This window comes from Ancylobacter sp. GW821-FHT10E12 (assembly GCF_058809335.1).
The window spans coordinates 19,877-39,750 of sequence record NZ_JBXASN010000004.1 but is presented as its reverse complement, the minus strand read 5'-3'; the positions used below and the strand labels follow the sequence as shown (position 1 = coordinate 39,750).

Genomic DNA, 19,874 nt, shown 5'->3' with positions numbered 1-19,874 from the left:
GCGCGCCCGGTCGGGTCAGCGGCCGCGGAAGCCGCCGCCGCCCATGCGGCCGCCGCCACCGCCCATCGGCCGGTAAATGACCGGCCGCCCCCCGCCGCTGGCGCGGTACATGGCGGGACGGTTGCCACCCGCATTGCGATACATGACCGGACGGTTGCCACCGGCGTTGCGATACATGACCGGGCGGTTGCCGCCCGCATTGCGGTACATGACAGGGCGATTACCGCCGGCGTTGCGGTACATGGCGGTCCGGTTCGGGCGGTTCTGCTGGAATTGCTGGAAATTACCCTGGTTCTGGCGGAACTGCTGGACCTTCGGCCCGTCGCCCCAGCCCGGCCCGTTGCGCCAGTAATTCGGGTTGCGCACGCCGTAGCGCGGTCCCCAGTAGCCGGGGCGCCCGCCCCAATAGCCGCCGCGCCAGCCCGGTCCCCAATAGCCGTCGTCCCAGGCGCCGATGCCGAGCGCGAGCGCGCCGACCCCGAGCGCCGCGCCATAGCCCGGTGTCACCACGACGCTGGATCCGCCGAAGGAGAGGTAATTGGCATTGGCATAGCCGCCGGCGACGCGGCACCAGTTGCCGGTGCAGCCGCCGACATCGACGCGCGCGCCGGCCGGCAGGGTGGCGACGACGCTGTAGCGGGTTCCCGGCCCGGTACGCACGTTCAGGTCGTTGGTGACGACGGCCGGCCGCGCCTCAGCGACCGCGCTGCCGGCCAGCAGCAGGCCGGCCGCCAGCAGAATTGTCGAACGCATACGCATTGCAACCTCCCTCTTGGACGAGGTTTCACGCTCGTCCTGCCGCCGGCGTCTGCCGACGGCACTTATGTGGGGAACCAACAGCCGGCGCGCGCCTTGGTTTCTTCACCTAGCGTCACGACTGCGCGATTGCGTGCCCGCGCCTCAGCGTAGCCCCGATGCCGGCTGCCAGAGCAGCGGCCGGCCGGTGAAGGTGGCGAGCTCGTAGGGGCCCTGCCCGCTGCGGCGGTCGACGCCGTAATACCAGGCCGCCGATTGCGGCCGCCGCCCGCCACCGGGCGGCGCCCAGTAGGTGCCGCCCTTCCTGTCGCCGAAGGTGGCGTAGATCGGGTAGCCCGGATGCTGGCTCCAATAGGTCGGGCGCCCGCCCCAGTAGCTCGGCCGCGCGCCCCAGTAGGACGGCCGGTTCGAGCCATTATAGCCCGGCCCCCAATAGCCGGGCCCCCAGCTCGCCCGCCAGCGCAGGCCATAGCTCGACGGCTGGCTGCCGCCCCAGTAGGTGCCGCCGGTCACCGCATTGGCGAGCGTGGTCACCGGCGCGGCGAGATCGACCAGCACGGTGCCGAGCGTCGGGCCGTCGGTGGCGATCGACGGGAAGCCGTTGCCATAGGTCCGGTAGGTGGCGCCGGGAATGCCGGCGCTCGGGAAGCTCGCATAGCCCGGACCGGGATAGAGGGAGCCGTCGGCGGCATAGGCGTTCGCCGCCATCGTCGGATCGGCATAGGGGGTGGAATAGGCGGCGCCGGAATAGCTGGCACCGGAATAGGCGCCGCCGGTCGTCTGCGCCGGGCGCACCACCACCTGGGCCGGCGCATAGGCCGATGGGGCCGGCTGCGTGGCGGTGCCGGAACGCGACACCAGGCGGGCGTTCACATAGCCATATTGCGTCTGGCACCAGCTGCCGGCGCAGGAGACGATATCGACCGGAAACCCCGCCGGCAGCGTGCCGAGCAGCGCGTAGCGCGCGCCCGGACCGGAGCGCACATTGGCGCTCGCCGTGGTCGTGGCATTGCCGGTGGAAGCCGCCGGAACGCCGCTCGCCGCCGCGTTTGCCGGCATGCCGGCTGCGGCCGCCGGGCTGGGAAGGCGGGGCTGCGCCTCGGCGCTCAGCACCTGCTTCACCGAGCCGCGCGAGAGAAGATAGAGGCTGATATAGCCCTCGTCGGTCTGGCACCAGCCGTTGCTGCAGCTCTTGACCTGCACGGTGCTGGCATCGGGCAGCGTCTTCACGAGGTCGAAATCGGTGCCGGGGCCGGTGCGCACATTGGCGGTGCCGATGGTGGTGCGCGCGCCGCTCATCGTCTCCCGCTGGCCGGGCGCCAGCGGCGCCAGCGCCGAGTTCAACGGTTCGGAGCTGAGATTGATCGCCGGCGCCTGCGCCGTGGCGCCCGCGGGGACGGCGCCGGCCGCCGGATAGGCCGCGGCCGGCGAGGCCATGGCAGGTGCCGGCCCCCGCGCGGCGGCGGCGTAGGCCGGCACGACGGCGCCCTGGCGCACATGGCGCGCGCTCACATAGCCATATTCCGTCCGGCACCAGCTGCCGGTGCAGGAGACGACATTGACCGGAAAGCCCGCCGGCAGCGTGCCGAGCCGCGGATAGCGCGCGCCGGGGCCGGAGCGCACATTGGCGTTCGCCGTGGTCGTGGCATTGCCGGATGCATTCGCCGGCACCCCCGCCACCGGCACGCCGGCCGGAGCCGCCGGGCTGGGAAGGCGCGGCTGCGCCTCGGCGCTCAGCACCTGCTTCACCGGCCCGCGCGAGAGGAGATAGAGGCTGATATAGCCCTCGTCGGTCCGGCACCAGCCGTTGCTGCAGCTCGTCACCTGCACGGTGCTGGCATCGGGCAGCGTCTTCACGAGGTCGAAATCGGTGCCGGGGCCGGAACGCACATTGGCGGTGCCGATGGTGGTGCGCGCGCCGCTCATCGTATCGGTCTGGCCGGGATGCGGATTCTGCAGCGCCGAGTTCACCGGATCGGAGCTCAGGTTGATCGCGGTCGAGCCGACGGGCTGGGCCATCCCGGCGCCGGCGGTCGGCAGGGCGAGCGCGCTGGCCATGCCCGGAGCGCCCGCCCCGGTGGCCGCGGGCGCGGCGATCGTCTGGCCGGCGACCCGCGAGACCAGCCGGGCGCTCACATAGCCGTAGGGCGTCTGGCACCAGTTGCCCGAGCAGCCGATCAACTCGACCGACGCCCCCGCCGGAAGCCGGCCGACCACGCCATAGCGCACGCCGGGACCGGATCGCAGATTGGTGTTGGCGCTGACCACCGCCGGCAGGGCCGCGGCGGCGGCGGTGCCCGCGAGCAGCAGCCCGGCGGTCAAGGCGAAGGACGTCGTGAAGCGCATCGGCCCCTCCAGCACCGCCGCCCTACCCTACAGGGCGACGGCCAGCTTCACGCATGGCTCCAATTTCGGTCTGCCGCAACGAAATGCCGTGAAGATGGTTGCCAGACTGCAACCCGCGCCAGGCTGCGACCCGCGCAACGAAAAGGCCGGCGCCCGTGCCGCGGAACGCGGACGGGAGGCCGGCCTTGCTGGTGTCGATGGAGCCGATCAGCGCTCGGATTTGATCGAGGCGATGGCTTCGGTCAGCAATTCCTCCATGGTCCGGCGGATCCGGTGCTCGGAGACGTCGAGGCCCTTGGCGTCGAAATCGGCCTTGAGCTTGGCGTAGACGTCCTCGTCGCCGGCTTCCTGGAGATCCGCCTCGATCAGCGTCAGCGCATAGGCGCTGGCGGCATCGCCGGTGAGGCCGAGCTTCCCGGCGGCCCACAGGCCGAGCGCGCGGTTGCGGCGCGCATGCGCCTTGAACCTCAGCGTCTCGTCATGGGCGAACTTGGCTTCGAACGCATCTTCGCGGCCGTCGAACGTGCTCATGTTTCATCGCCCTATCTCAGTGCAGGTTGCGGGCTTGATTATCGCGCCCCCGTCCCCAAATCAACGGCGCCTTCAGCGTGGCGGCGTCCCCTACGTCAATCTGACGCTGCCACCCGATTGGGCAGCGCGATGTCCGGCATCCCCTGTGCATTGCGTTGTATCGCGAGCGCTGATCGGCTAGTGTCCCGGTGCGGGAGCTTGTGCAGCGCGATACGAATCGGCATTCGCGCACTCGGGTAGCATGCACAGCCAGCCCCCAGCCGTGGACCAGTTAGAACCGGAGCCCCGGCATCGATGGATTTCCTCAATCGACGGTACCCCCCCATGAGCCGCCGCCGCCGCATTTACGAAGGTAAGGCGAAGGTCCTTTACGAAGGTCCTGAGCCCGGCACCCTGATTCAGCACTTCAAGGATGACGCCACTGCTTTCAACAACAAGAAGCACGACGTCATCGATGGCAAGGGCGTCCTCAACAACCGCATCTCGGAATACGTCTTCCTGAAGCTGAACGAGATCGGCGTCCCGACCCATTTCATCAAGCGGCTGAACATGCGCGAGCAGCTCATCCGCGAGGTCGAGATCATCCCGCTCGAAGTCGTGGTGCGCAACGTCGCGGCCGGCTCGCTGTCGACCCGTCTCGGCATCGAGGAAGGCACGCAGCTGCCGCGCTCGATCATCGAGTTCTATTACAAGAACGACCAGCTCAACGACCCGATGGTGTCGGAAGAGCACATCACCGCGTTCGGCTGGGCCACCACCCAGGAGATCGATGACATCATCGCCCTCGCGATCCGCGTGAACGACTTCCTTTCCGGCCTGTTCCTCGGCGTCGGCATCCGTCTTGTGGATTTCAAGATGGAATGCGGCCGCCTGTGGGAAAACGACATGATGCGGATCGTGGTCGCCGACGAGATCAGCCCGGATTCGTGCCGCCTGTGGGACATCAAGTCGAACGACAAGCTCGACAAGGACCGCTTCCGGCGCGACATGGGCGGCCTCGTCGAGGCCTATTCGGAAGTGGCGCGCCGTCTCGGCATCATCTCCGAGGGCGAGCGGGCCCAGCCCGCCGGCCCGGTGCTGGTGAAGTCCGAACCGGAAAAGTGAGGATGCCGGGGCTGACGGCGGGGCTGCGTGCTTCGCCGGGCAGCCATCTGCATTCGAGCATTGAGCCGTTCGCGGCCAGGTGATAGGCGGGGGCCGCAAAGCCCCCGTTTCTGTTTAAGGCCCTCGTTAAGGCCTCGGTTTCTGTTTTCCGCGCGTTTTCGCGTTCCGTCCGTCCCGAAGCTCCTGAGATCGTCCCGAAGAGTGGTTCCATGAAGGCGCGTGTCCTCGTCACCCTCAAATCCGCAGTCCTCGACCCGCAGGGCAAGGCCATCGAGGGTGCCCTGCGCTCTCTCGGCGTTCCCGGCGTCGCCAGCGTCCGGCAGGGCAAGGTGTTCGACGTCGAGCTCGACGGCGGCGACGCCGCCAGGGCCGAGGCGACGCTGAAGGAAGCCTGCGAGAAGCTGCTCGCCAATACGGTGATCGAAACCTACCGCATCGAGTTCGTCGGGTGATATTCTTGCTGCCGGAGGGGAAATGCGCTCGCCATGGCGGAAGTGACCAATGAGCTGATCTATGAGGTGCTGAAGGCACTTCAGCGTGACCTGAACGAGACCCGATCGTCGGTGTCGGAGGTGAAGGTCGAGCTGAACGCGATGCGCGGCCATCTCATCGCCATGCAGCAGGACATCCACAACATCTACGCGGCCCTCACGCGGCAGGACAATCGCCTCGACCGCATCGAACGCCGTCTCGAACTGACCGAAAACCCGCTCGTTCCATGAAGTTCGTTCCATGAAGTTCGTGCCATGAAGTTCGCGCCATGAAATCCGCCGTTCTCGTCTTCCCCGGCTCGAACCGCGAGGGCGACGCCGCGCACGCCCTCAGGTCCGTCTCCGGCTCGCAGGCCACCCTGGTCTGGCACGCCGAGACCGAGCTGCCCGCCGGCACCGACCTCGTGGTGCTGCCCGGCGGTTTCTCCTATGGCGACTACCTGCGCTGCGGCGCCATCGCCGCCCGCGCCGCCATCATGGAGGCGGTGCGCGCCCATGCCGCCCGCGGCGGCCTGGTGCTCGGCATCTGCAACGGCTTCCAGATCCTGTGCGAGAGCGGGCTGCTGCCCGGCGTGCTGGTGCGCAACGCGCGGCTGCGCTTCGTCTGCCGCGAGGCGCTGCTGAAGGTCGAGCGCACCGACACCCCCTTCACCCGCAAATATGCCAAGGGCGCCATCGTCCGCTTCCCGGTCGCCCATGGCGAGGGCAACTACACCGCCGATGCCGAGACGCTGAAGCGCCTCGAAGGCGAGGGCCGCGTGGTGTTCCGCTATGTGATGCCGGACGGCAAGCGCGACGATACCCAGGTGCTGAACGGCGCCGCCAATTCCATCGCCGGCATCGTCTCCGAGAAGCTCAACGTGCTCGGGCTGATGCCGCATCCCGAAAACCATGTCGACCCGCTGATCGGCCCGACCGATGGGCGCGCCCTGTTCGAGAGCCTTGCCGGGGTGCTGGAGCGAGCCTGAGCGCCCTTCCCGCCCAGAACCGCCTGTATATGTTTCCCGCCTGCCCTCGTCCGTGAAATGGAATGTGACGGCCCGCGCATGACCTCCCAAGACACGACGCTCCACGAACCGAAGATCACCCCCGCGCTCATTGCCGAACACGGCCTGAAGCCGGACGAGTATGAGCGCATCCTGAAGCTCATCGGCCGCGAGCCGAGCTTCACCGAGCTCGGCATCTTCTCGGCGATGTGGAACGAGCACTGCTCCTACAAGTCCTCGCGCCTGCACCTGCGCGGCCTGCCGACCAAGGCGCCGTGGGTGATCCAGGGGCCGGGCGAGAATGCCGGCGTCATCGATATCGGCGACGGCCAGGCGGCGGTGTTCAAGATGGAGAGCCACAACCACCCGTCCTATATCGAGCCCTACCAGGGCGCGGGCACGGGTGTCGGCGGCATCCTGCGCGACGTGTTCACCATGGGCGCGCGGCCGATCGCGGCGCTGAACGCGCTGCGCTTCGGCGATCCCGCGCACCCGCGCACCCGGCATCTGGTGGCCGGCGTCGTCGCCGGCATCGGCGGCTACGGCAATTCCTTCGGCGTGCCCACGGTGGGCGGCCTCGTCGGCTTCCACACCCGCTATGACGGCAATTGCCTGGTCAACGCCATGGCGGTCGGCCTCGCCGACGCCGACAAGATCTTCTACGCCAAGGCGACCGGAATCGGCCTGCCGGTGGTCTATCTCGGCTCCAAGACCGGCCGCGACGGCATCCACGGCGCCACCATGGCCTCGGCCGAGTTCGGCGAGGGCGCGGAGGAGAAGCGCCCGACCGTGCAGGTCGGCGACCCCTTCGCCGAGAAGCTGCTGCTGGAGGCCTGCCTCGAGATCATGGCGGCCGGCTGCGTGGTGGCGATCCAGGACATGGGGGCCGCCGGCCTCACCTGTTCGGCGGTGGAGATGGGCGCCAAGGGCGACCTCGGCATCGAGCTCGACCTCGACAAGTTGCCCTGCCGCGAGACCGGCATGAGCGCCTATGAGATGATGCTCTCCGAGAGCCAGGAGCGCATGCTCATGGTGATCGCGCCGGGCAAGGAGGACGAGGCGGAAGCCATTTTCCGCAAATGGGGCCTCGACTTCGCGATTGTCGGCCGCACCACCGACACGCTGCGCTTCATCGTCAGGCACAAGGGCGAGGTGAAGGCCGACCTGCCGATCAAGGAGCTGGGCGACGAAGCCCCGCTCTATGACCGCCCATGGGTGGAGACGCCGAAGCAGCAGCGTATCGATCCGGCGTCGCTGGAGATCACCGCCACCGTGCCGGGCGCGCTGGAGCGGCTGGTCGGTTCGCCGGATTTCGCCTCCAAGCGCTGGATCTGGGAGCAGTACGACCACCTGATCCTCAACAACACCGTGCAGCGGCCGGGCGGCGACGCCGCGGTGGTCCGGGTCAGCCAGGACGGGCCGAAGGGCCTCGCCATGGCCTGCGACGTCACCCCGCGCTATTGCGAGGCCGACCCGTTCGAGGGCGGCAAGCAGGCGGTGGCCGAGGTGTGGCGCAACATCACCGCCGTCGGCGCCACGCCGCTGGCGCTCACCGACAACCTGAATTTCGGCAATCCCGAAAAGCCGGAGATCATGGGCCAGCTGGTCGGCTGCCTGCGCGGCATTGGCGCCGCGGCGCTCGATCTCGACTTCCCGGTCGTCTCCGGCAATGTCAGCCTCTATAACGAGACCAACGGCCGCGGTATCCTGCCGACCCCGACCATCGGCGGCGTCGGCGTGATCGACGACATCGAGAAAATGGCGACACTCGCCTTTAAGAACGCCGGCGAAGCCATTCTGGTCATTGGCGAAACCGTCGGATGGCTCGGCCAGTCGGCCTTTCTCGCCGAAATCCTCGACATCGAGGAAGGCGCGCCGCCACCGGTCGATCTGGCGCTGGAGCGCAAGCATGGCGATTTCGTGCGCGAGCTGATCGCTGACGGGCTGGTCACCGCCGTCCACGACGTCTCCGATGGCGGCCTGTTGGTGGCGCTGTCGGAAATGGCGATGTCGTCGGGCATCGGCGCCTCGCTTCTCGCCCCGCCGGCCGGCGTGAATGCGCATGCCTTCTGGTTCGGCGAGGATCAGGCGCGCTACATCGTCACCGTCGGCGCCGGCAAGGGTGCCGTGGTGAAGCGGGCGGAGGCGGCGGGCATCCCGCTCGCCAAGCTCGGCAGCACCGGCGGCGACAAGCTGACCATCCCCGGCGAGCGCCCCATCGTCCTCGATGCGCTGCGCGAGCGTTACGAAGCCTGGCTGCCCATCTATATGGGCGCGGGCATGATCTGAGGGAGCCGAACCGACATGGCGATGGAAGCGTCCGAAATCGAGAAGCTGATCCGGCAGGGCCTGCCGGATGCGCAGGTCACCATGCGCGACCTGGCCGGCGACAACAATCACTGGCACGCCACCGTGGTCAGCGAGAGCTTCCGCGGCAAGTCGCGGGTCCAGCAGCACCAGATGGTCTATGCCGCCATCGGCGCCCCGATGGGCGGCGTCCTGCACGCCCTCGCGCTGCAGACGGAAGTGCCCAAGGCGTGAGCCATTCCGGCGGCGACAGGTCGCGGCCTTTCGGCTAAAAGTGAAGAGAACCGGGGATTGAATGGCGCGCCCCGCGCCATCACCTTGAGCCAATGGACACACAGGGACCCCTGCGGGGACCTTAGACGGGTGAGCGCCACATGAGCATCCACGATTTCATCGACAACCAGGTGAAGAGCAACGACGTCGTCGTCTTCATGAAGGGCACGCCGCAATTCCCGATGTGCGGCTTCTCCGGCCAGGTGGCGCAGATCCTCAACCACCTGGGCGTCGACTACAAGGGCATCAACGTCCTCGATTCCGACGAGATCCGCCAGGGCATCAAGGACTACACCAACTGGCCGACCGTCCCGCAGGTCTTCGTCAAGGGCGAGTTCATCGGCGGCTGCGACATCGTGCGCGAGATGTTCCAGGCCGGCGAGCTGCAGAGCCTGCTCGAGGAAAAGGGCGTCCCGGTGATGGGCCGCGCCTCGGCCTGATCCGATTTCGCCAGGCCGGGCACCGCGTCGGCCTCCAGATCGGCCGCATCGTACATCTTGGCCGCGATTTTCGGGCTGACCGTACACCTCACTGCACAACAAAAAAGCCGCCCGGAAGGGCGGCTTTTCCGTCTGGGTGATCCCGGAACTCAGCGCGAATAATATTCGACGACGAGGTTCGGCTCCATGACGACCGGGTACGGAACTTCGTTGAGTTCCGGCACGCGGACGAACTTGGCGGTCAGCTTGTGGCCGTCGACCTCGAGATAGTCCGGGGTGTCGCGCTCGCCGGAGGCGGCGGCTTCCATCACCAGCGCCATCTGCTTGGAGGCGTCCTTCACCTCGACCACATCGCCGACCTTCACCTGGTAGCTCGGGATGTTGACGCGGCGGCCGTTCACCTTCACGTGGCCGTGGCTCACGAACTGGCGGGCGGCGAACACGGTGGGGACGAACTTGGCGCGGTAGACGACCGCATCGAGGCGACGCTCGAGCAGGCCGATCAGGTTGGCGCCGGTGTCGCCGCGCAGGCGCGAGGCTTCGACATAGATGGCGTGGAACTGCTTCTCGCCGATCGAGGCGTAGTAGCCCTTCAGCTTCTGCTTGGCGCGCAGCTGCACGCCGAAGTCGGAAAGCTTGCCCTTGCGGCGCTGGCCGTGCTGGCCGGGGCCGTATTCACGCTTGTTGATGGGGCTCTTGGGGCGACCCCAGATATTCTCGCCCATACGGCGGTCAAGCTTGTGCTTGGCCGAAACGCGCTTGCTCATTGCGCTGGTCCTCTTCGCAAGGTTGCGGGTTGGATCGCGCCCCCTCCTTTGCGAACCGCTTGGGCTCGCCGACAGGCTCCATCCGAACGCGCCGGACGCAACCACGGGTGCGTGAAACAGCTCACGGGGCCGTTGCCGACCCCGCGAGTGGTCGCGTGCATAGTCGTAAAGCGCGGGCAGGTCAAGAGGTTGGACGCCAAACCCGCGTCGCCTCTCGTTCAGCGGCCCTTGCGCAGCGCCGCCAGCACGTCGAGGCCGGCATAGCCGTCGGGTTCGATGCCGGCCTTCTTCTGGAAGCCGGCCACGGCGCGCATGGTCATGTTGCCGACCCGGCCGTCGACCCCGCCCGTGTCGAATCCGGCGGCGGTGAGGCGCTTCTGCACCTCCTGGATCTCGGCCAGCGTCAGCGCCCGCTCGCCGCCGGGGAAGGGCGTCACGAACGCTTCCCCGCCCAGCACCCGGTCGCCGAGATGACAGACGGCGAGCGCGTAGTTCATCGACGGATTATAGGAGCGCACCGCATAGAAGTTCTGCGTCAGCAGGAAGCACGGCCCCTCGGTGCCCACCGGCGCCCATAGCCGGGCGCGGGCGGCAGGATGGGTGAGCCGCCCTCCCCCGGCCGGCGCGATGCCGAGCTTGCCCCAGTCGGCGACCGTCCGCACGCCCTGCGCGTCGGCATAGCGGGCGGCGGCCTGCGGCACCGTTACCTCGAAGCCCCACGGCATCCCCGCCTGATATTTGCCGCGCTTGATCATATAGCGCGAGGAGCCGGCCAGCGCGTCGGCGACATCGTAGGGCGAGACGCGGCCGTCGCCATTGTAGTCGACGCCGAGATTGAGCCAGACTTCCGGCATCCATTGCGTGTGGCCCATGGCGCCGGCCCAGGAGCCGAGCATCTCGTCCGGCTCGCCCCAGCCGCGCTGGACGATGGCGAAGGCGTTGAGCAGCTCGGTTTCCCAATAGCGCCGCCGGCGCGGTTCGCCCCAGGCCAGTGCGGCGAGCGAGGGGAACACCGGGTGCATGTGGTCTGGGTCGGTCACCAGCTCGCCAAACGCGCTTTCCATGCCCCACAGGCCGAGCAGCACATCGGGCTCGACGCCGAAATCGCCATGCAGCCGCTTCAGCAACGCGGCATTCTTCTTCGCCGCCGCCTTGCCGGTGATGATGCGCCATTCGGAGATGCGGCGGTTGAGATATTGCCACAGCTCCTCGCGGAATTCCGGCTGGGCGCTGTCCTTCGCATAGACCGAGGTGTCGGGTTTCAGCCCGCGCGTCACGCGATCGAACACCTCGTCGGAAATGCCGCGGGCGCGCGCCTTGGCGCGGAAATCGCGCAACCAGGCGTCGAAGGGCTGGGCGGCCGATTGCGCGGAGGCGGCCGGAACCGACAGCGCCAGCATGCCGGCGGCGCCGAGAACGGCACGGCGCGACAGGATGGGACCGTGCAAATCCTTCATGCCCTCGCTCCCTGCCCGCCGGCGAGGATGCCGGAATCGGGCGGCTTCTGACTTTAGGTCATGGTGGACGCGCAAGGCGGCCCGGACAAGCCGGTTTCAGGCGAGCTCGGGGCTCATCGGCACCAGTTCGCCGGAACGCGCCGGCATGCCGGCGATGCGGCCGATCAATTCGGCATCGAGCGGCGTGCCGGTGGAGAACAGCCGCAACGGTGCCGGCGGACGGTTCCCAGTCGCCGGGCCGACCAGCGAGACGGCACGGCGGGCGATGGCGGGGGCGGGATCCACCCAGCGCACCGGCCAGGGGGCGACCTTCTCCAGCCGCTCGCGCACCAGCGGATAATGGGTGCAGGCGAGCACGACGGTATCGGTGCGGCTGCCGCCCTCGCGCACGAAGGCGGGGGCGATCTCCTCGGCGAAATCGGCGTCGTCGACGTTCTCGCCGGCAAAGCTGGCCTCGACCAGCGGCGCGAGACGTGCACTGCCGACCAGCGTCACCTGGCAGCCGCCGGCAAAATCGCGGATCAGCGCCCGGGTATAGTCGCGCTTCACCGTGCCGGGAGTGGCGAGCACGCTGATGAGATGCGTCTGCGAGCCTTCGCAGGCCGGCTTGATCGCCGGCACCGTGCCGACGAAAGGCACGGAAAATCGCGCGCGCAGCGGCGGCAGCACCAGGGTCGAGGCGGTGCCGCAGGCGATCACCACCGCATCCGGCGCCACCCGCGCGATCAGCGCTTCCATAACGCTGACGATGCGCTCGATCAGCGCCGGCTCGTCCCAGTCGCCATAGGGGAAGCCGGCATCGTCGGCGGCATAGACATAGCGCGCATCGGGGCGTGCCCGCACGAGCTCGCGCAGCACCGACAGCCCGCCGAGGCCGGAATCGAAAACGAGGACGGTAGGCACCCGCAGACCCGGCACAGGCATGATTTCAGGAGAAAGCGACGACACCACTGACGGTCCGATGGAAGATCCGCAGCCGGAAACGGGGGAAGCCACGACACTCATCTTCTTGCCCTCCAACCGGGCGGGATTATGGCGCCTCAAGGTGAAGACTTGGTTTCCGCCCCGAACACGCCAGGTCACCCGGAAGCGTGCAGGCCGGCAAGCCGCCGGCCATGGCGAGCACGATCAGAAGGGCGGAGGTAAAGCGCAGGGGTGAGTAGAAAATCCGGAACCCAGCGGATGAAGAGCCGTTGACGGGGCAGACATCGCGGCCGAATGCGCGATCTGTTCAGTCACCAGATACCTCATCCCCACTAAAATACCGGAGGAAAGACCATGGGTTTCTTCTCGAAAGATATCAAGACAATGAACGATTTGTTCGTCCACACGCTTCGCGACATCTATTACGCGGAAAACAAGATCCTGAAGGCGCTGCCTTCGATGATCGAGAAGTCCACCGATCCGCAGCTCAAATCCGGTTTCCAGAACCACCTGAAGGAGACGGAGGGGCATGTGAAGCGCCTGCTCGAAGTGTTCGAGCTGCATGGCACCGAAGCCAAGTCGGTAACCTGTCCCGCCATCGACGGCATCCTGAAGGAGGCCGACGAGATCAGCGGCGAGGTGGAGGACAAGGAGGTCCTCGACGCGGCGCTGGCGGCGGCCGCGCAGGCGGTGGAGCACTATGAGATCACCCGCTACGGCACGCTGGTGGCCTGGGCCAACCAGCTCGGCCGCGCCGACTGTGCCCGCGTGCTCCAGCGCACGCTGGAGGAGGAGAAGAAGGCCGACGCCCTGCTCTCCAAGGTGGCGATGTCCAAGCTCAACGTGCGCGCCGCCAGCTGAGCGCGCTCATCCGGGCACGATGCGACGGGCGGTCGGCATGTCCGGCCGCCCTTTCATGGACGCGAGGAGGAAGCCATGGTGCGCGACCCGCGACAGCTCGACCAGAACCCGGTCGTCATCGATCCCGCCGATGTCGATGCGGTGCTCGACGATCGTCCGACGCCGGCCGGCAATCCGCTGGAGCCGGCGCTGGACGAGGTTTCCCATCCGCAGCCCACCGTGCCGAGCGACCACGACAAGGCGACCGAGAAGCCGGCGCCCGGCCGCATTCCCGGCAATGCGCGGCCGGTGCCGGCGGGCGGATAGGCACCGTCAGCGCAGCATGCCCCAGCGGCGCACCGTCGCGCTTTCCAGCCCGCGGAATGCCACCGCCTCGACCAGCAGGCCGATCACGATGACGGTGGCGAGGCCGGCGAACACGCGGTCGGTATAGAGCTCGTTGCGGGCCCTGAAGATGAACCAGCCGAGCCCGCCGGAGCTCGAACTCACCCCGAACACCAGCTCGGCGGCGATCAGCGTGCGCCAGGCGAAGGCCCACCCTACCCGCATGCCGGAGATCAGTGCCGGCAGTGCCGAGGGAATAAGGATCAGCCGCACATAGGCGGGTCCCCTGAGGCCGTAATTGCGCCCGACCAGCCGATGCGTCTCCGGCACGCCCTCGAAGCCCTGCAGCGCCGCCAGCGCGAAGGGCCAGATCACGGCGTTGATCAGCACGAACAGCAGGCTCGCCTCGCCGAGGCCGAACCACAGCAGCGCCAGCGGCAGCAGCGCGATGGCCGGCAGCGGGTTCAGCATCGCCGCCACCGTCTGTAGCGCGTCGCGCACGAATCCGTTGGTGGCGGCAATGGAGACGATGATGGTGGCGATGATGATCGCCGCCACGTAGCCTTTCATCAGCACGGTGAGCGAGGAGGCCGCCGCCAGCAGCAGGCCCTCGTTCAGGCTGGCTTCCCGAAAGGCGGTGAACGCCTCGAGGAAGCTCGGCAGCATGATCGGGTTGCTCTGCCAGCGCGCCGCCAGTTCCCAGGCAATGGCGAGGACGGCCAGCACCACGATGCGGCGGAACCAGAGCGTGCGCGTGAGGCGAAGCGCCCCGTCACGCCAACGGTGCGCGGGCGCCTCGCCGGCAGCGGCATCGAAAACGGGAATGTCGGTCATGCGTGCGCTCCCGATTTGCCGAACAGCGTGTCGTGCACCTTGCGGCTCACCGTCTCGAAGGCGGATGTGCCGAGGTCGCGCATGTCGAAGGCCGACGTATCGAGCGTGGTGATGGTGCGTCCGGGATGGGCACTGAGCAGATGCAGTTTCGTGCCGATCAGCACCGCCTCGTCGATGTCATGGGTGACGAAGAGCAGCGTCAGCCCGGTCTCACGCGCAATGTCGATGAGGTCGCGCTGCATCTGCAGGCGCGTCAATGCATCGAGCGCGGCGAAGGGTTCGTCCATCAGCAGGATGTCGGGGCTCGCCGCCAAGGCCCGCGCGATCGCCGCGCGCTGCTTCATGCCGCCGGACAGCGTGTGCGGATACTGGCCGAGCGCTCGCTCCAGCCCGACCCGGCGCAGCGCCGCAGCCGCGATCTCCCGCGCCTCTTCCTTGCCCTTGTGACGGGCGACGATCAGCGGAAACGCGACATTGTCGAGAATGGTCTTCCAGGGCAGCAACTGGTCGAATTCCTGGAACACCACGATGCGGTCCGGCCCCGGCCCCTTGATCGACTTCCCCCGCAGCGTGAGCGCTCCGGCACTGGGGGGCAGAAAACCCGCGATCGCCTTCAGGATCGAGGACTTGCCGCATCCCGAGGGACCGAGCAGCACCAGCCGCTCGCCCTCGGCGATGGTGAAGTCGACGGCGTCGACCGCCCGTACAGGCCCGCGTTCCGTCGCATAGTCGAGCGTCAGGCCGCGCGCCTCCAGGAGCGGCATGGCCGGTTTCGTCTCAAGCGCCGTCTGGCTGGCCGGTGCGAGCATGAGGTCAGCTCCCCGACTGGTCGTGCAATTCGGGGAAGGTGTAGTTCTTCCAGCCGCCCGGCTGGGTCTTGATGGCGCCGGTGCGGTAGAGGAAGTCGCCGAACGCTTCGCTCTTCAGCGGCACGAGGGTGAACTGCACCTCCGGGTTGTCGATGATCTGCTGCACGAAGGCCGGGTCGAGCTTCGACTTCTCGATCTTCACATAGGTCTGCGCCGCCAGCTTGTGGTCCTTGGCGGCGATCTCCGTCGCCTCCTTGAAGGCGCGGAAGAACGCCTCATAGGTCTTCGGGTTGGCGTCGCGCCACTTGATCGTCGTGTAGGCGACGGTCGGGGTGAACGGCCCACCCAGCACGTCGTAGGACGACCAGATCTTGTGGATCTTGGGATCCTTCAGCGCCTGTTCCTGGAACGGCGAATTGGAGAGGTGGCCGGTGATCTCGGTGGAGCCGGAGAGCAGCGCGGCGGTGGCGTCGGGATGCGGCAGCGTCACCTGGAGCGAATCGAGCTTGCCCTGGTTGCCGGGGCCGAACTCCTTCTCGGCGGCGATCTGCAGCGTACGCGCCTGCACGGAGACGCCGGCCGCCGGGGTGGCGATGCGGTCGTTCGGCCCGAAATCCTTCAGGCTCTTGATATCCGGCTTGTTGGTCAGCAGGTAGTTCGGCGTCGCCCCGAACGCCCCGACGATCTTCACCGAGCCCTTGGTGCGGTCCCACACGGTGAAGAACGGCCCGATGCCGGCCGAGGCGATGTCGACCGAACCCGAGAGCAGGGCGTCGTTCACCGCATTGCCGCCCGAGAGCTTCAACCACTCGACCTTGATGTCCAGGCCGAGCTCCTTGCCGTGCTTCTCGATGAGGTTCTGGTCGCGCAGGATGTGGAACGGAATGTAGAGCGTGCCGAATTGCTCGGAGATGCGGATCAGTCCCTCGGCGGATGCGGAGCCGACCGCGGTGCCGAGCACGGCGAGGGAAAGGGCCGCAGCCCGGAAAAAGCGTTTCATGGATCGAAGGTCCTTCAGATCGAGCATCGGCGTTCTTCGCGAGGGCCTCCTCGCGGCGCAGCGACAAAACAGGGCGGTCGGGTTGGCGAAGCAGCGGCGCGCCGTCAGCGCGCCGGCCTACATCGCTCCCTGTGACGAGCCGGGGTTGATTTCATGGCGCTCACTCCGCCGCGATCGCCGGCCGATGCGCGGCATGGCGCACCGCGCCCACCGCCTCGTGCACCAGCCGCTCGAAGCGCCGGCCCGTCGCCTCGCCGATCAGTTCCGTACCGGACCAGTCCCGTTCGGTGAGGAACAGGCCGGTACCGAGCGGCTGCGCCTGGAAGAAGGCGAAGAGCGGCCGCAACTGGTGCTCGATGACCAGCGCATGGCGCTCGCTGCCGCCGGTCGCCAGCAGCGCCACCGGCTTGCCGACCAGTCCGCCGTAATCGACGAAGTCGATGAAATGCTTGAACAGGCCGGTATAGGAGCCCTTGTAGACCGGCGAGCCGACGACCAGCAGGTCTGCCGCCTCGACCGCCGCGAAGGCGGCATCCTCCTCGCGTCCCGCCGCCTCGCGCGTGCGCATGGCGCCGAGCTGCGGCAGGCGGGCGACGTCGATGACCCGCACCGTGGCGTCGAGCTCGCGACCAAGCCGCTCGGCGGCGAACTGCACCAGGGCCAGCGTCTTCGAGGGCGCCGACAGGCTGCCGCTGATTCCCACGACGTTGAGTTTGCTGCTCATGACTGCGCCGCCTGCTTTGCCGGACGATAATCGTTCGCCACCGCTTCGCCGAAGCGCGCCTGTTGGTCGGGCGAGATCACCGGGCCGTGATTGAGCCTGAGCCGCGGCAACACCAGCTCGGCGACGCGGTAGGCTTCTTCGAGGTGCGGGTAACCGGAGAAGATGAAGCTCTCGATGCCGAGCTCGGCATATTCCTCGATGCGCGCCGCCACCGTCGGGCCGTCGCCGACCAGCGCGGTGCCTGCACCGCCGCGCACCAGCCCGACGCCGGCCCACAGATTGGGACTGACCTCCAGCTTGTCGCGCCGGCCGCCATGCAGCGCCCGCATCCGCGCCTGCCCGACCGAGTCGAGCCGGGAGAACACGCTCTGCGCCGCCTCGATGGTGGCGTCGTCGACATGGCTGATCAGTTCGTCGGCGGCCTCCCAGGCCTTGGCATTGGTTTCGCGCACGATGACGTGCAGGCGGATGCCGAACTTCACCTTGCGCCCGCGCGCCTCGGCCAGCCGCCGCACCTCCTCGATCTTGGCCTTTACCGCCGCCGGCGGCTCGCCCCAGGTGAGGTAGACGTCGACATGCTCGGCCGCGACATCGTTCGCCGCCGCCGAGGACCCGCCGAAATAGAGCGGCGGCCCGCCGGCCTGCACTGTCGGGAACAGAAGAGCGGCATCCTCGACCTTCAGGTGCTTGCCTTCATAGGTCACGCGCTCGCTGGCGAGCAGCGGGCGGTAAATGTCGAGGAACTCGCGCGTCACCTCGTAGCGCTGGTCGTGGTCGAGGAAGATGCCGTCGCCGGCATTCTCCACCGGGTCGCCGCCGGTGACGATGTTGATCAGGAGCCGCCCCTCGGACAGGCGGTCGAGGGTCGCGGTCATGCGGGCGTAGAGCGTCGGCGAGGCAAGGCCGGGGCGCACCGCCACCAGATAGCGCAGGCGCTTCGTCGCCGGCGCCAGCGCCGAGGCGACCATCCAGGAATCCTCGCAGCTTTTGCCGGTGGGGATCAGCACGCCGTAGAAGCCGAGATTGTCGGCCGCCTGCGCCACCTGGCGCAGATAGTCGATCGTCACCGCACGGCCGCCGGTGGCGGTGCCGAGATAGCGGCCGTCGCCATGAGTCGGCAGGAACCAGAGAACGTCGAGGCCGTCTTTGGCATCCTGGGGAGGTGTTGCGAGAGTCATGGGCGCAGTCTCGAAATCGCTTGATTGGAACGGGGGGCGGTGGCGGACGGCATCAGTCTCCGCGGGCGACCGTCAGCTTCGACACGACCACTGCATTCCGGCTCCCCACATCTGCCGCGGTCCGTGCAGCCGCGTTTCAGCATCAAGAAGATCGCAGGACCGATGGAACGTCAATATATTTTCTATAGACTCTATGGAAATTAACGCCAATCACAGAGGTCGTCGGTATAACGCCTTGCCCGGACGACAAAAAAGCCCGCCGGCCACGAGGGGCCGACGGGCATGAAGAAGGATTCGATGTCAGACGACGGTGATGTCGAGCGTGCCGACGCCGTCGACCCCGCCTTCCAGCCGGTCACCACGCACGATGGCGCCGACGCCGGCCGGGGTGCCGGACATGATGATGTCGCCCGGCTGCAGCGTGAACAGGCCGGAGAGATAGGAGATCATCTCCGGCACCTTCCAGATCATCTGGTTGAGGTCGCCGTTCTGGCGCAGGTCGCCATTCACCTTGAGCCATACCTTGCCGTCGGTAGGATGGCCGATCGTGGAGGCCGGCACCAGCGCCGAGCACGGGGCGGAGGCTTCGAACGCCTTGCCCACTTCCCAGGGACGGCCGAGCTTCTTGGCCTCGCCCTGCAGGTCGCGGCGGGTCATGTCGAGCCCGACGCCATAGCCCCACACATGCTCCATCGCCTTGTCGAGCGGGATGTTCACCCCGCCCTTGCCGATGGCGACCAGCATTTCGAGTTCGTAGTGCACGTCGCTCGACTTATCGGGATAGGGGAAGCTGCCGCTGGTGATGACGTTGTCGGGGTTCTTCTGGAAGAAGAAGGGCGGTTCCTTGTTGGGATCGTGCCCCATCTCGATGGCATGCTCGGCGTAGTTGCGCCCGACGCAGTAGATGCGGTGGATCGGGAACAGCTTGTCGCTGCCGGCCACCGGAAGGGTGGGAATGCCCGGCGGGACGATGACATAGGCGGTAGTGTCAAGCGGCGCGTTCATCAGCGGACTCCTGCATAATATTCGACGCGTTTTTCGATGCTCTCAATCAGGGCCGACATCCCCATGGCCGCAGCGAACAGGATGATGGTCAATGCCCAGAAGTTTTCCATGTCGAAATTGCGCGAGTACAGCTCGAACAATTCGCCATAGCCTATGATGGAGACGAGCAGCTGCCCGATGACCACGCCCTTCACGCCGCGCACCACGCCGAGGCGGATGCCGGCGAGGATCTCCGGCAGGGCGGCGAGCAGGATGATCTTGGTGTAAAGCCTCAAGCCTCCGGCACCGTAGCTGCGGCCCATCTCCACCAGCGAGCGCGGCACCGCCTGGATGCCGGCGCGGGTGTCGAGCACGATGATCCATACGGCGAATAGGAACACGGTGACCACCACCGTGGTCTCGCCCATGCCGAACAGGATCATCAGCACCGGCACCAGTGCCGAGAGCGGCGCCGAGACGAAGATGTTCACCCAGACGCCGAACAGGTTGTCGGCGAAGGCGAAACGCCCCATCAGCACCCCGAGCCCGACGCCCGCGACGATGGCCAGCGCCATGCCGATCAGGAAGCTGTTCAGCGTGGTCAGCGCCGCCGCCTGCCAGGTGCCGGTCTGCACCAGCGCCACCGCGGCGACCAGCACGTCGGAGAGCGGCGGGATGAGGAACGACACTCCCATCTGCCCGATGATCTCCCAGACGACGCACCACGCCAGCAGCGAGGCCATCATCGGCACGCGATATCCATAGAGAGTCATGCCAT

Annotated in this window: 22 protein-coding genes; 9 read left to right on the top strand and 13 right to left on the bottom strand. The window is 67.5% G+C overall.

Annotation, left to right across the window (positions count from 1 at the left end; all coding sequences use genetic code 11):
- Nucleotides 1–15: 15 nt before the first annotated feature.
- The 3 genes from AC1RU4_RS06205 to AC1RU4_RS06195 all read right to left on the bottom strand — a co-directional run bounded on the left by AC1RU4_RS06205 (nucleotide 16) and on the right by AC1RU4_RS06195 (nucleotide 3,633).
- The gene (locus AC1RU4_RS06205) at nucleotides 16–759 is read right to left on the bottom strand and encodes an SH3 domain-containing protein (RefSeq protein WP_492890169.1); all 744 of its coding nucleotides are present in this window, start codon (nucleotides 757–759) and stop codon (nucleotides 16–18) included.
- A gap of 141 nt (nucleotides 760–900) precedes the next feature.
- Complete coding sequence (locus tag AC1RU4_RS06200; RefSeq protein ID WP_492890168.1) at nucleotides 901–3,102, bottom strand: SH3 domain-containing protein; 2,202 nt, start codon at nucleotides 3,100–3,102, stop codon at nucleotides 901–903.
- 207 nt (nucleotides 3,103–3,309) lie between these two features.
- Nucleotides 3,310–3,633, bottom strand: a complete 324-nt coding sequence (locus tag AC1RU4_RS06195) for a DUF1476 domain-containing protein (protein ID WP_492890167.1) — start codon at nucleotides 3,631–3,633, stop codon at nucleotides 3,310–3,312.
- 294 nt (nucleotides 3,634–3,927) lie between these two features.
- On the opposite strand from AC1RU4_RS06195, the gene purC reads away from it, so the two are divergent.
- The 7 genes from purC to grxD all read left to right on the top strand — a co-directional run bounded on the left by purC (nucleotide 3,928) and on the right by grxD (nucleotide 9,234).
- Entirely contained in the window at nucleotides 3,928–4,737 is an 810-nt protein-coding gene (purC, locus tag AC1RU4_RS06190; RefSeq protein ID WP_213360731.1) for a phosphoribosylaminoimidazolesuccinocarboxamide synthase, read from the top strand.
- A 209-nt stretch (nucleotides 4,738–4,946) separates the two neighbouring features.
- Nucleotides 4,947–5,189 carry a phosphoribosylformylglycinamidine synthase subunit PurS gene (gene purS, locus AC1RU4_RS06185; RefSeq protein ID WP_492890166.1) on the top strand — a complete coding sequence of 81 codons (243 nt, stop codon included), beginning with the start codon at nucleotides 4,947–4,949 and terminating at the stop codon, nucleotides 5,187–5,189.
- 33 nt (nucleotides 5,190–5,222) lie between these two features.
- Nucleotides 5,223–5,459 (top strand): hypothetical protein, encoded by a 237-nt coding sequence (locus tag AC1RU4_RS06180; protein WP_492890164.1) that lies wholly within the window; start codon nucleotides 5,223–5,225, stop codon nucleotides 5,457–5,459.
- Nucleotides 5,460–5,497: 38 nt separating this feature from the next.
- Nucleotides 5,498–6,196, top strand: a complete 699-nt coding sequence (purQ, locus tag AC1RU4_RS06175; RefSeq protein ID WP_492890163.1) for a phosphoribosylformylglycinamidine synthase subunit PurQ — start codon at nucleotides 5,498–5,500, stop codon at nucleotides 6,194–6,196.
- 78 nt (nucleotides 6,197–6,274) lie between these two features.
- Entirely contained in the window at nucleotides 6,275–8,503 is a 2,229-nt protein-coding gene (gene purL / locus AC1RU4_RS06170; RefSeq protein ID WP_492890162.1) for a phosphoribosylformylglycinamidine synthase subunit PurL, read from the top strand.
- Nucleotides 8,504–8,518: 15 nt separating this feature from the next.
- Entirely contained in the window at nucleotides 8,519–8,755 is a 237-nt protein-coding gene (locus tag AC1RU4_RS06165) for a BolA family protein (RefSeq protein WP_492890161.1), read from the top strand.
- Between the two features lie 140 nt (nucleotides 8,756–8,895).
- Nucleotides 8,896–9,234 (top strand): Grx4 family monothiol glutaredoxin, encoded by a 339-nt coding sequence (grxD, locus tag AC1RU4_RS06160; RefSeq protein ID WP_492890160.1) that lies wholly within the window; start codon nucleotides 8,896–8,898, stop codon nucleotides 9,232–9,234.
- A 149-nt stretch (nucleotides 9,235–9,383) separates the two neighbouring features.
- Here the strand turns inward: grxD and rpsD are convergent, their stop codons facing one another.
- From rpsD to murI, 3 genes are all read right to left on the bottom strand, one after another.
- Nucleotides 9,384–10,001 (bottom strand): 30S ribosomal protein S4, encoded by a 618-nt coding sequence (rpsD, locus tag AC1RU4_RS06155; protein WP_492890159.1) that lies wholly within the window; start codon nucleotides 9,999–10,001, stop codon nucleotides 9,384–9,386.
- Nucleotides 10,002–10,219: 218 nt separating this feature from the next.
- The gene (locus AC1RU4_RS06150; RefSeq protein ID WP_492890158.1) at nucleotides 10,220–11,458 is read right to left on the bottom strand and encodes a lytic murein transglycosylase; all 1,239 of its coding nucleotides are present in this window, start codon (nucleotides 11,456–11,458) and stop codon (nucleotides 10,220–10,222) included.
- A gap of 96 nt (nucleotides 11,459–11,554) precedes the next feature.
- Complete coding sequence (gene murI / locus AC1RU4_RS06145; RefSeq protein WP_492890157.1) at nucleotides 11,555–12,382, bottom strand: glutamate racemase; 828 nt, start codon at nucleotides 12,380–12,382, stop codon at nucleotides 11,555–11,557.
- A gap of 354 nt (nucleotides 12,383–12,736) precedes the next feature.
- On the opposite strand from murI, the gene AC1RU4_RS06140 reads away from it, so the two are divergent.
- Together AC1RU4_RS06140 and AC1RU4_RS06135 are read left to right on the top strand one after the other, a co-directional pair.
- Nucleotides 12,737–13,243 (top strand): YciE/YciF ferroxidase family protein, encoded by a 507-nt coding sequence (locus AC1RU4_RS06140; protein WP_492890156.1) that lies wholly within the window; start codon nucleotides 12,737–12,739, stop codon nucleotides 13,241–13,243.
- 75 nt (nucleotides 13,244–13,318) lie between these two features.
- Entirely contained in the window at nucleotides 13,319–13,549 is a 231-nt protein-coding gene (locus AC1RU4_RS06135; RefSeq protein ID WP_492890155.1) for a hypothetical protein, read from the top strand.
- Between the two features lie 6 nt (nucleotides 13,550–13,555).
- On the opposite strand, the gene AC1RU4_RS06130 is transcribed toward AC1RU4_RS06135, so the two are convergent.
- From AC1RU4_RS06130 to AC1RU4_RS06100, 7 genes are all read right to left on the bottom strand, one after another.
- Nucleotides 13,556–14,401: an ABC transporter permease gene (locus AC1RU4_RS06130; RefSeq protein ID WP_492890154.1), complete on the bottom strand. Its 846-nt coding sequence runs from the start codon at nucleotides 14,399–14,401 to the stop codon at nucleotides 13,556–13,558.
- Entirely contained in the window at nucleotides 14,398–15,210 is an 813-nt protein-coding gene (locus AC1RU4_RS06125; RefSeq protein WP_492890153.1) for an ABC transporter ATP-binding protein, read from the bottom strand. Before AC1RU4_RS06125 ends, AC1RU4_RS06130 begins: the two co-directional genes overlap by 4 nt.
- Before the next feature lie 4 nt (nucleotides 15,211–15,214).
- Nucleotides 15,215–16,210, bottom strand: coding sequence for an ABC transporter substrate-binding protein (locus AC1RU4_RS06120; protein ID WP_492890152.1), 996 nt, complete (start codon nucleotides 16,208–16,210; stop codon nucleotides 15,215–15,217).
- Between the two features lie 160 nt (nucleotides 16,211–16,370).
- Nucleotides 16,371–16,934 carry an NAD(P)H-dependent oxidoreductase gene (locus AC1RU4_RS06115; protein ID WP_492890151.1) on the bottom strand — a complete coding sequence of 188 codons (564 nt, stop codon included), beginning with the start codon at nucleotides 16,932–16,934 and terminating at the stop codon, nucleotides 16,371–16,373.
- A complete protein-coding gene (gene ssuD, locus AC1RU4_RS06110; protein WP_492890150.1) occupies nucleotides 16,931–18,112 on the bottom strand; it encodes an FMNH2-dependent alkanesulfonate monooxygenase in 1,182 nt (393 codons plus the stop codon). The genes AC1RU4_RS06115 and ssuD overlap by 4 nt, the downstream gene beginning before the upstream one ends.
- Before the next feature lie 300 nt (nucleotides 18,113–18,412).
- The gene (locus AC1RU4_RS06105) at nucleotides 18,413–19,117 is read right to left on the bottom strand and encodes a fumarylacetoacetate hydrolase family protein (protein ID WP_492890149.1); all 705 of its coding nucleotides are present in this window, start codon (nucleotides 19,115–19,117) and stop codon (nucleotides 18,413–18,415) included.
- A complete protein-coding gene (locus tag AC1RU4_RS06100) occupies nucleotides 19,117–19,869 on the bottom strand; it encodes an ABC transporter permease (RefSeq protein WP_492890148.1) in 753 nt (250 codons plus the stop codon). The genes AC1RU4_RS06105 and AC1RU4_RS06100 overlap by 1 nt, the downstream gene beginning before the upstream one ends.
- Nucleotides 19,870–19,874: the final 5 nt, after the last annotated feature.

What these genes read in the sequence shown, in the direction of transcription:
- AC1RU4_RS06205 (WP_492890169.1), bottom strand. Translation starts at nt 759, where the DNA reads ATGCGTATGCGTTCGACAATTCTGCTGGCGGCCGGCCTGCTGCTGGCC.
- AC1RU4_RS06200 (WP_492890168.1), bottom strand. Translation starts at nt 3,102, where the DNA reads ATGCGCTTCACGACGTCCTTCGCCTTGACCGCCGGGCTGCTGCTCGCG.
- AC1RU4_RS06195 (WP_492890167.1), bottom strand. Translation starts at nt 3,633, where the DNA reads ATGAGCACGTTCGACGGCCGCGAAGATGCGTTCGAAGCCAAGTTCGCC.
- purC (WP_213360731.1), top strand. Translation starts at nt 3,928, where the DNA reads ATGGATTTCCTCAATCGACGGTACCCCCCCATGAGCCGCCGCCGCCGC.
- purS (WP_492890166.1), top strand. Translation starts at nt 4,947, where the DNA reads ATGAAGGCGCGTGTCCTCGTCACCCTCAAATCCGCAGTCCTCGACCCG.
- AC1RU4_RS06180 (WP_492890164.1), top strand. Translation starts at nt 5,223, where the DNA reads ATGGCGGAAGTGACCAATGAGCTGATCTATGAGGTGCTGAAGGCACTT.
- purQ (WP_492890163.1), top strand. Translation starts at nt 5,498, where the DNA reads ATGAAATCCGCCGTTCTCGTCTTCCCCGGCTCGAACCGCGAGGGCGAC.
- purL (WP_492890162.1), top strand. Translation starts at nt 6,275, where the DNA reads ATGACCTCCCAAGACACGACGCTCCACGAACCGAAGATCACCCCCGCG.
- AC1RU4_RS06165 (WP_492890161.1), top strand. Translation starts at nt 8,519, where the DNA reads ATGGCGATGGAAGCGTCCGAAATCGAGAAGCTGATCCGGCAGGGCCTG.
- grxD (WP_492890160.1), top strand. Translation starts at nt 8,896, where the DNA reads ATGAGCATCCACGATTTCATCGACAACCAGGTGAAGAGCAACGACGTC.
- rpsD (WP_492890159.1), bottom strand. Translation starts at nt 10,001, where the DNA reads ATGAGCAAGCGCGTTTCGGCCAAGCACAAGCTTGACCGCCGTATGGGC.
- AC1RU4_RS06150 (WP_492890158.1), bottom strand. Translation starts at nt 11,458, where the DNA reads ATGAAGGATTTGCACGGTCCCATCCTGTCGCGCCGTGCCGTTCTCGGC.
- murI (WP_492890157.1), bottom strand. Translation starts at nt 12,382, where the DNA reads ATGCCTGTGCCGGGTCTGCGGGTGCCTACCGTCCTCGTTTTCGATTCC.
- AC1RU4_RS06140 (WP_492890156.1), top strand. Translation starts at nt 12,737, where the DNA reads ATGGGTTTCTTCTCGAAAGATATCAAGACAATGAACGATTTGTTCGTC.
- AC1RU4_RS06135 (WP_492890155.1), top strand. Translation starts at nt 13,319, where the DNA reads ATGGTGCGCGACCCGCGACAGCTCGACCAGAACCCGGTCGTCATCGAT.
- AC1RU4_RS06130 (WP_492890154.1), bottom strand. Translation starts at nt 14,401, where the DNA reads ATGACCGACATTCCCGTTTTCGATGCCGCTGCCGGCGAGGCGCCCGCG.
- AC1RU4_RS06125 (WP_492890153.1), bottom strand. Translation starts at nt 15,210, where the DNA reads ATGCTCGCACCGGCCAGCCAGACGGCGCTTGAGACGAAACCGGCCATG.
- AC1RU4_RS06120 (WP_492890152.1), bottom strand. Translation starts at nt 16,210, where the DNA reads ATGAAACGCTTTTTCCGGGCTGCGGCCCTTTCCCTCGCCGTGCTCGGC.
- AC1RU4_RS06115 (WP_492890151.1), bottom strand. Translation starts at nt 16,934, where the DNA reads ATGAGCAGCAAACTCAACGTCGTGGGAATCAGCGGCAGCCTGTCGGCG.
- ssuD (WP_492890150.1), bottom strand. Translation starts at nt 18,112, where the DNA reads ATGACTCTCGCAACACCTCCCCAGGATGCCAAAGACGGCCTCGACGTT.
- AC1RU4_RS06105 (WP_492890149.1), bottom strand. Translation starts at nt 19,117, where the DNA reads ATGAACGCGCCGCTTGACACTACCGCCTATGTCATCGTCCCGCCGGGC.
- AC1RU4_RS06100 (WP_492890148.1), bottom strand. Translation starts at nt 19,869, where the DNA reads ATGACTCTCTATGGATATCGCGTGCCGATGATGGCCTCGCTGCTGGCG.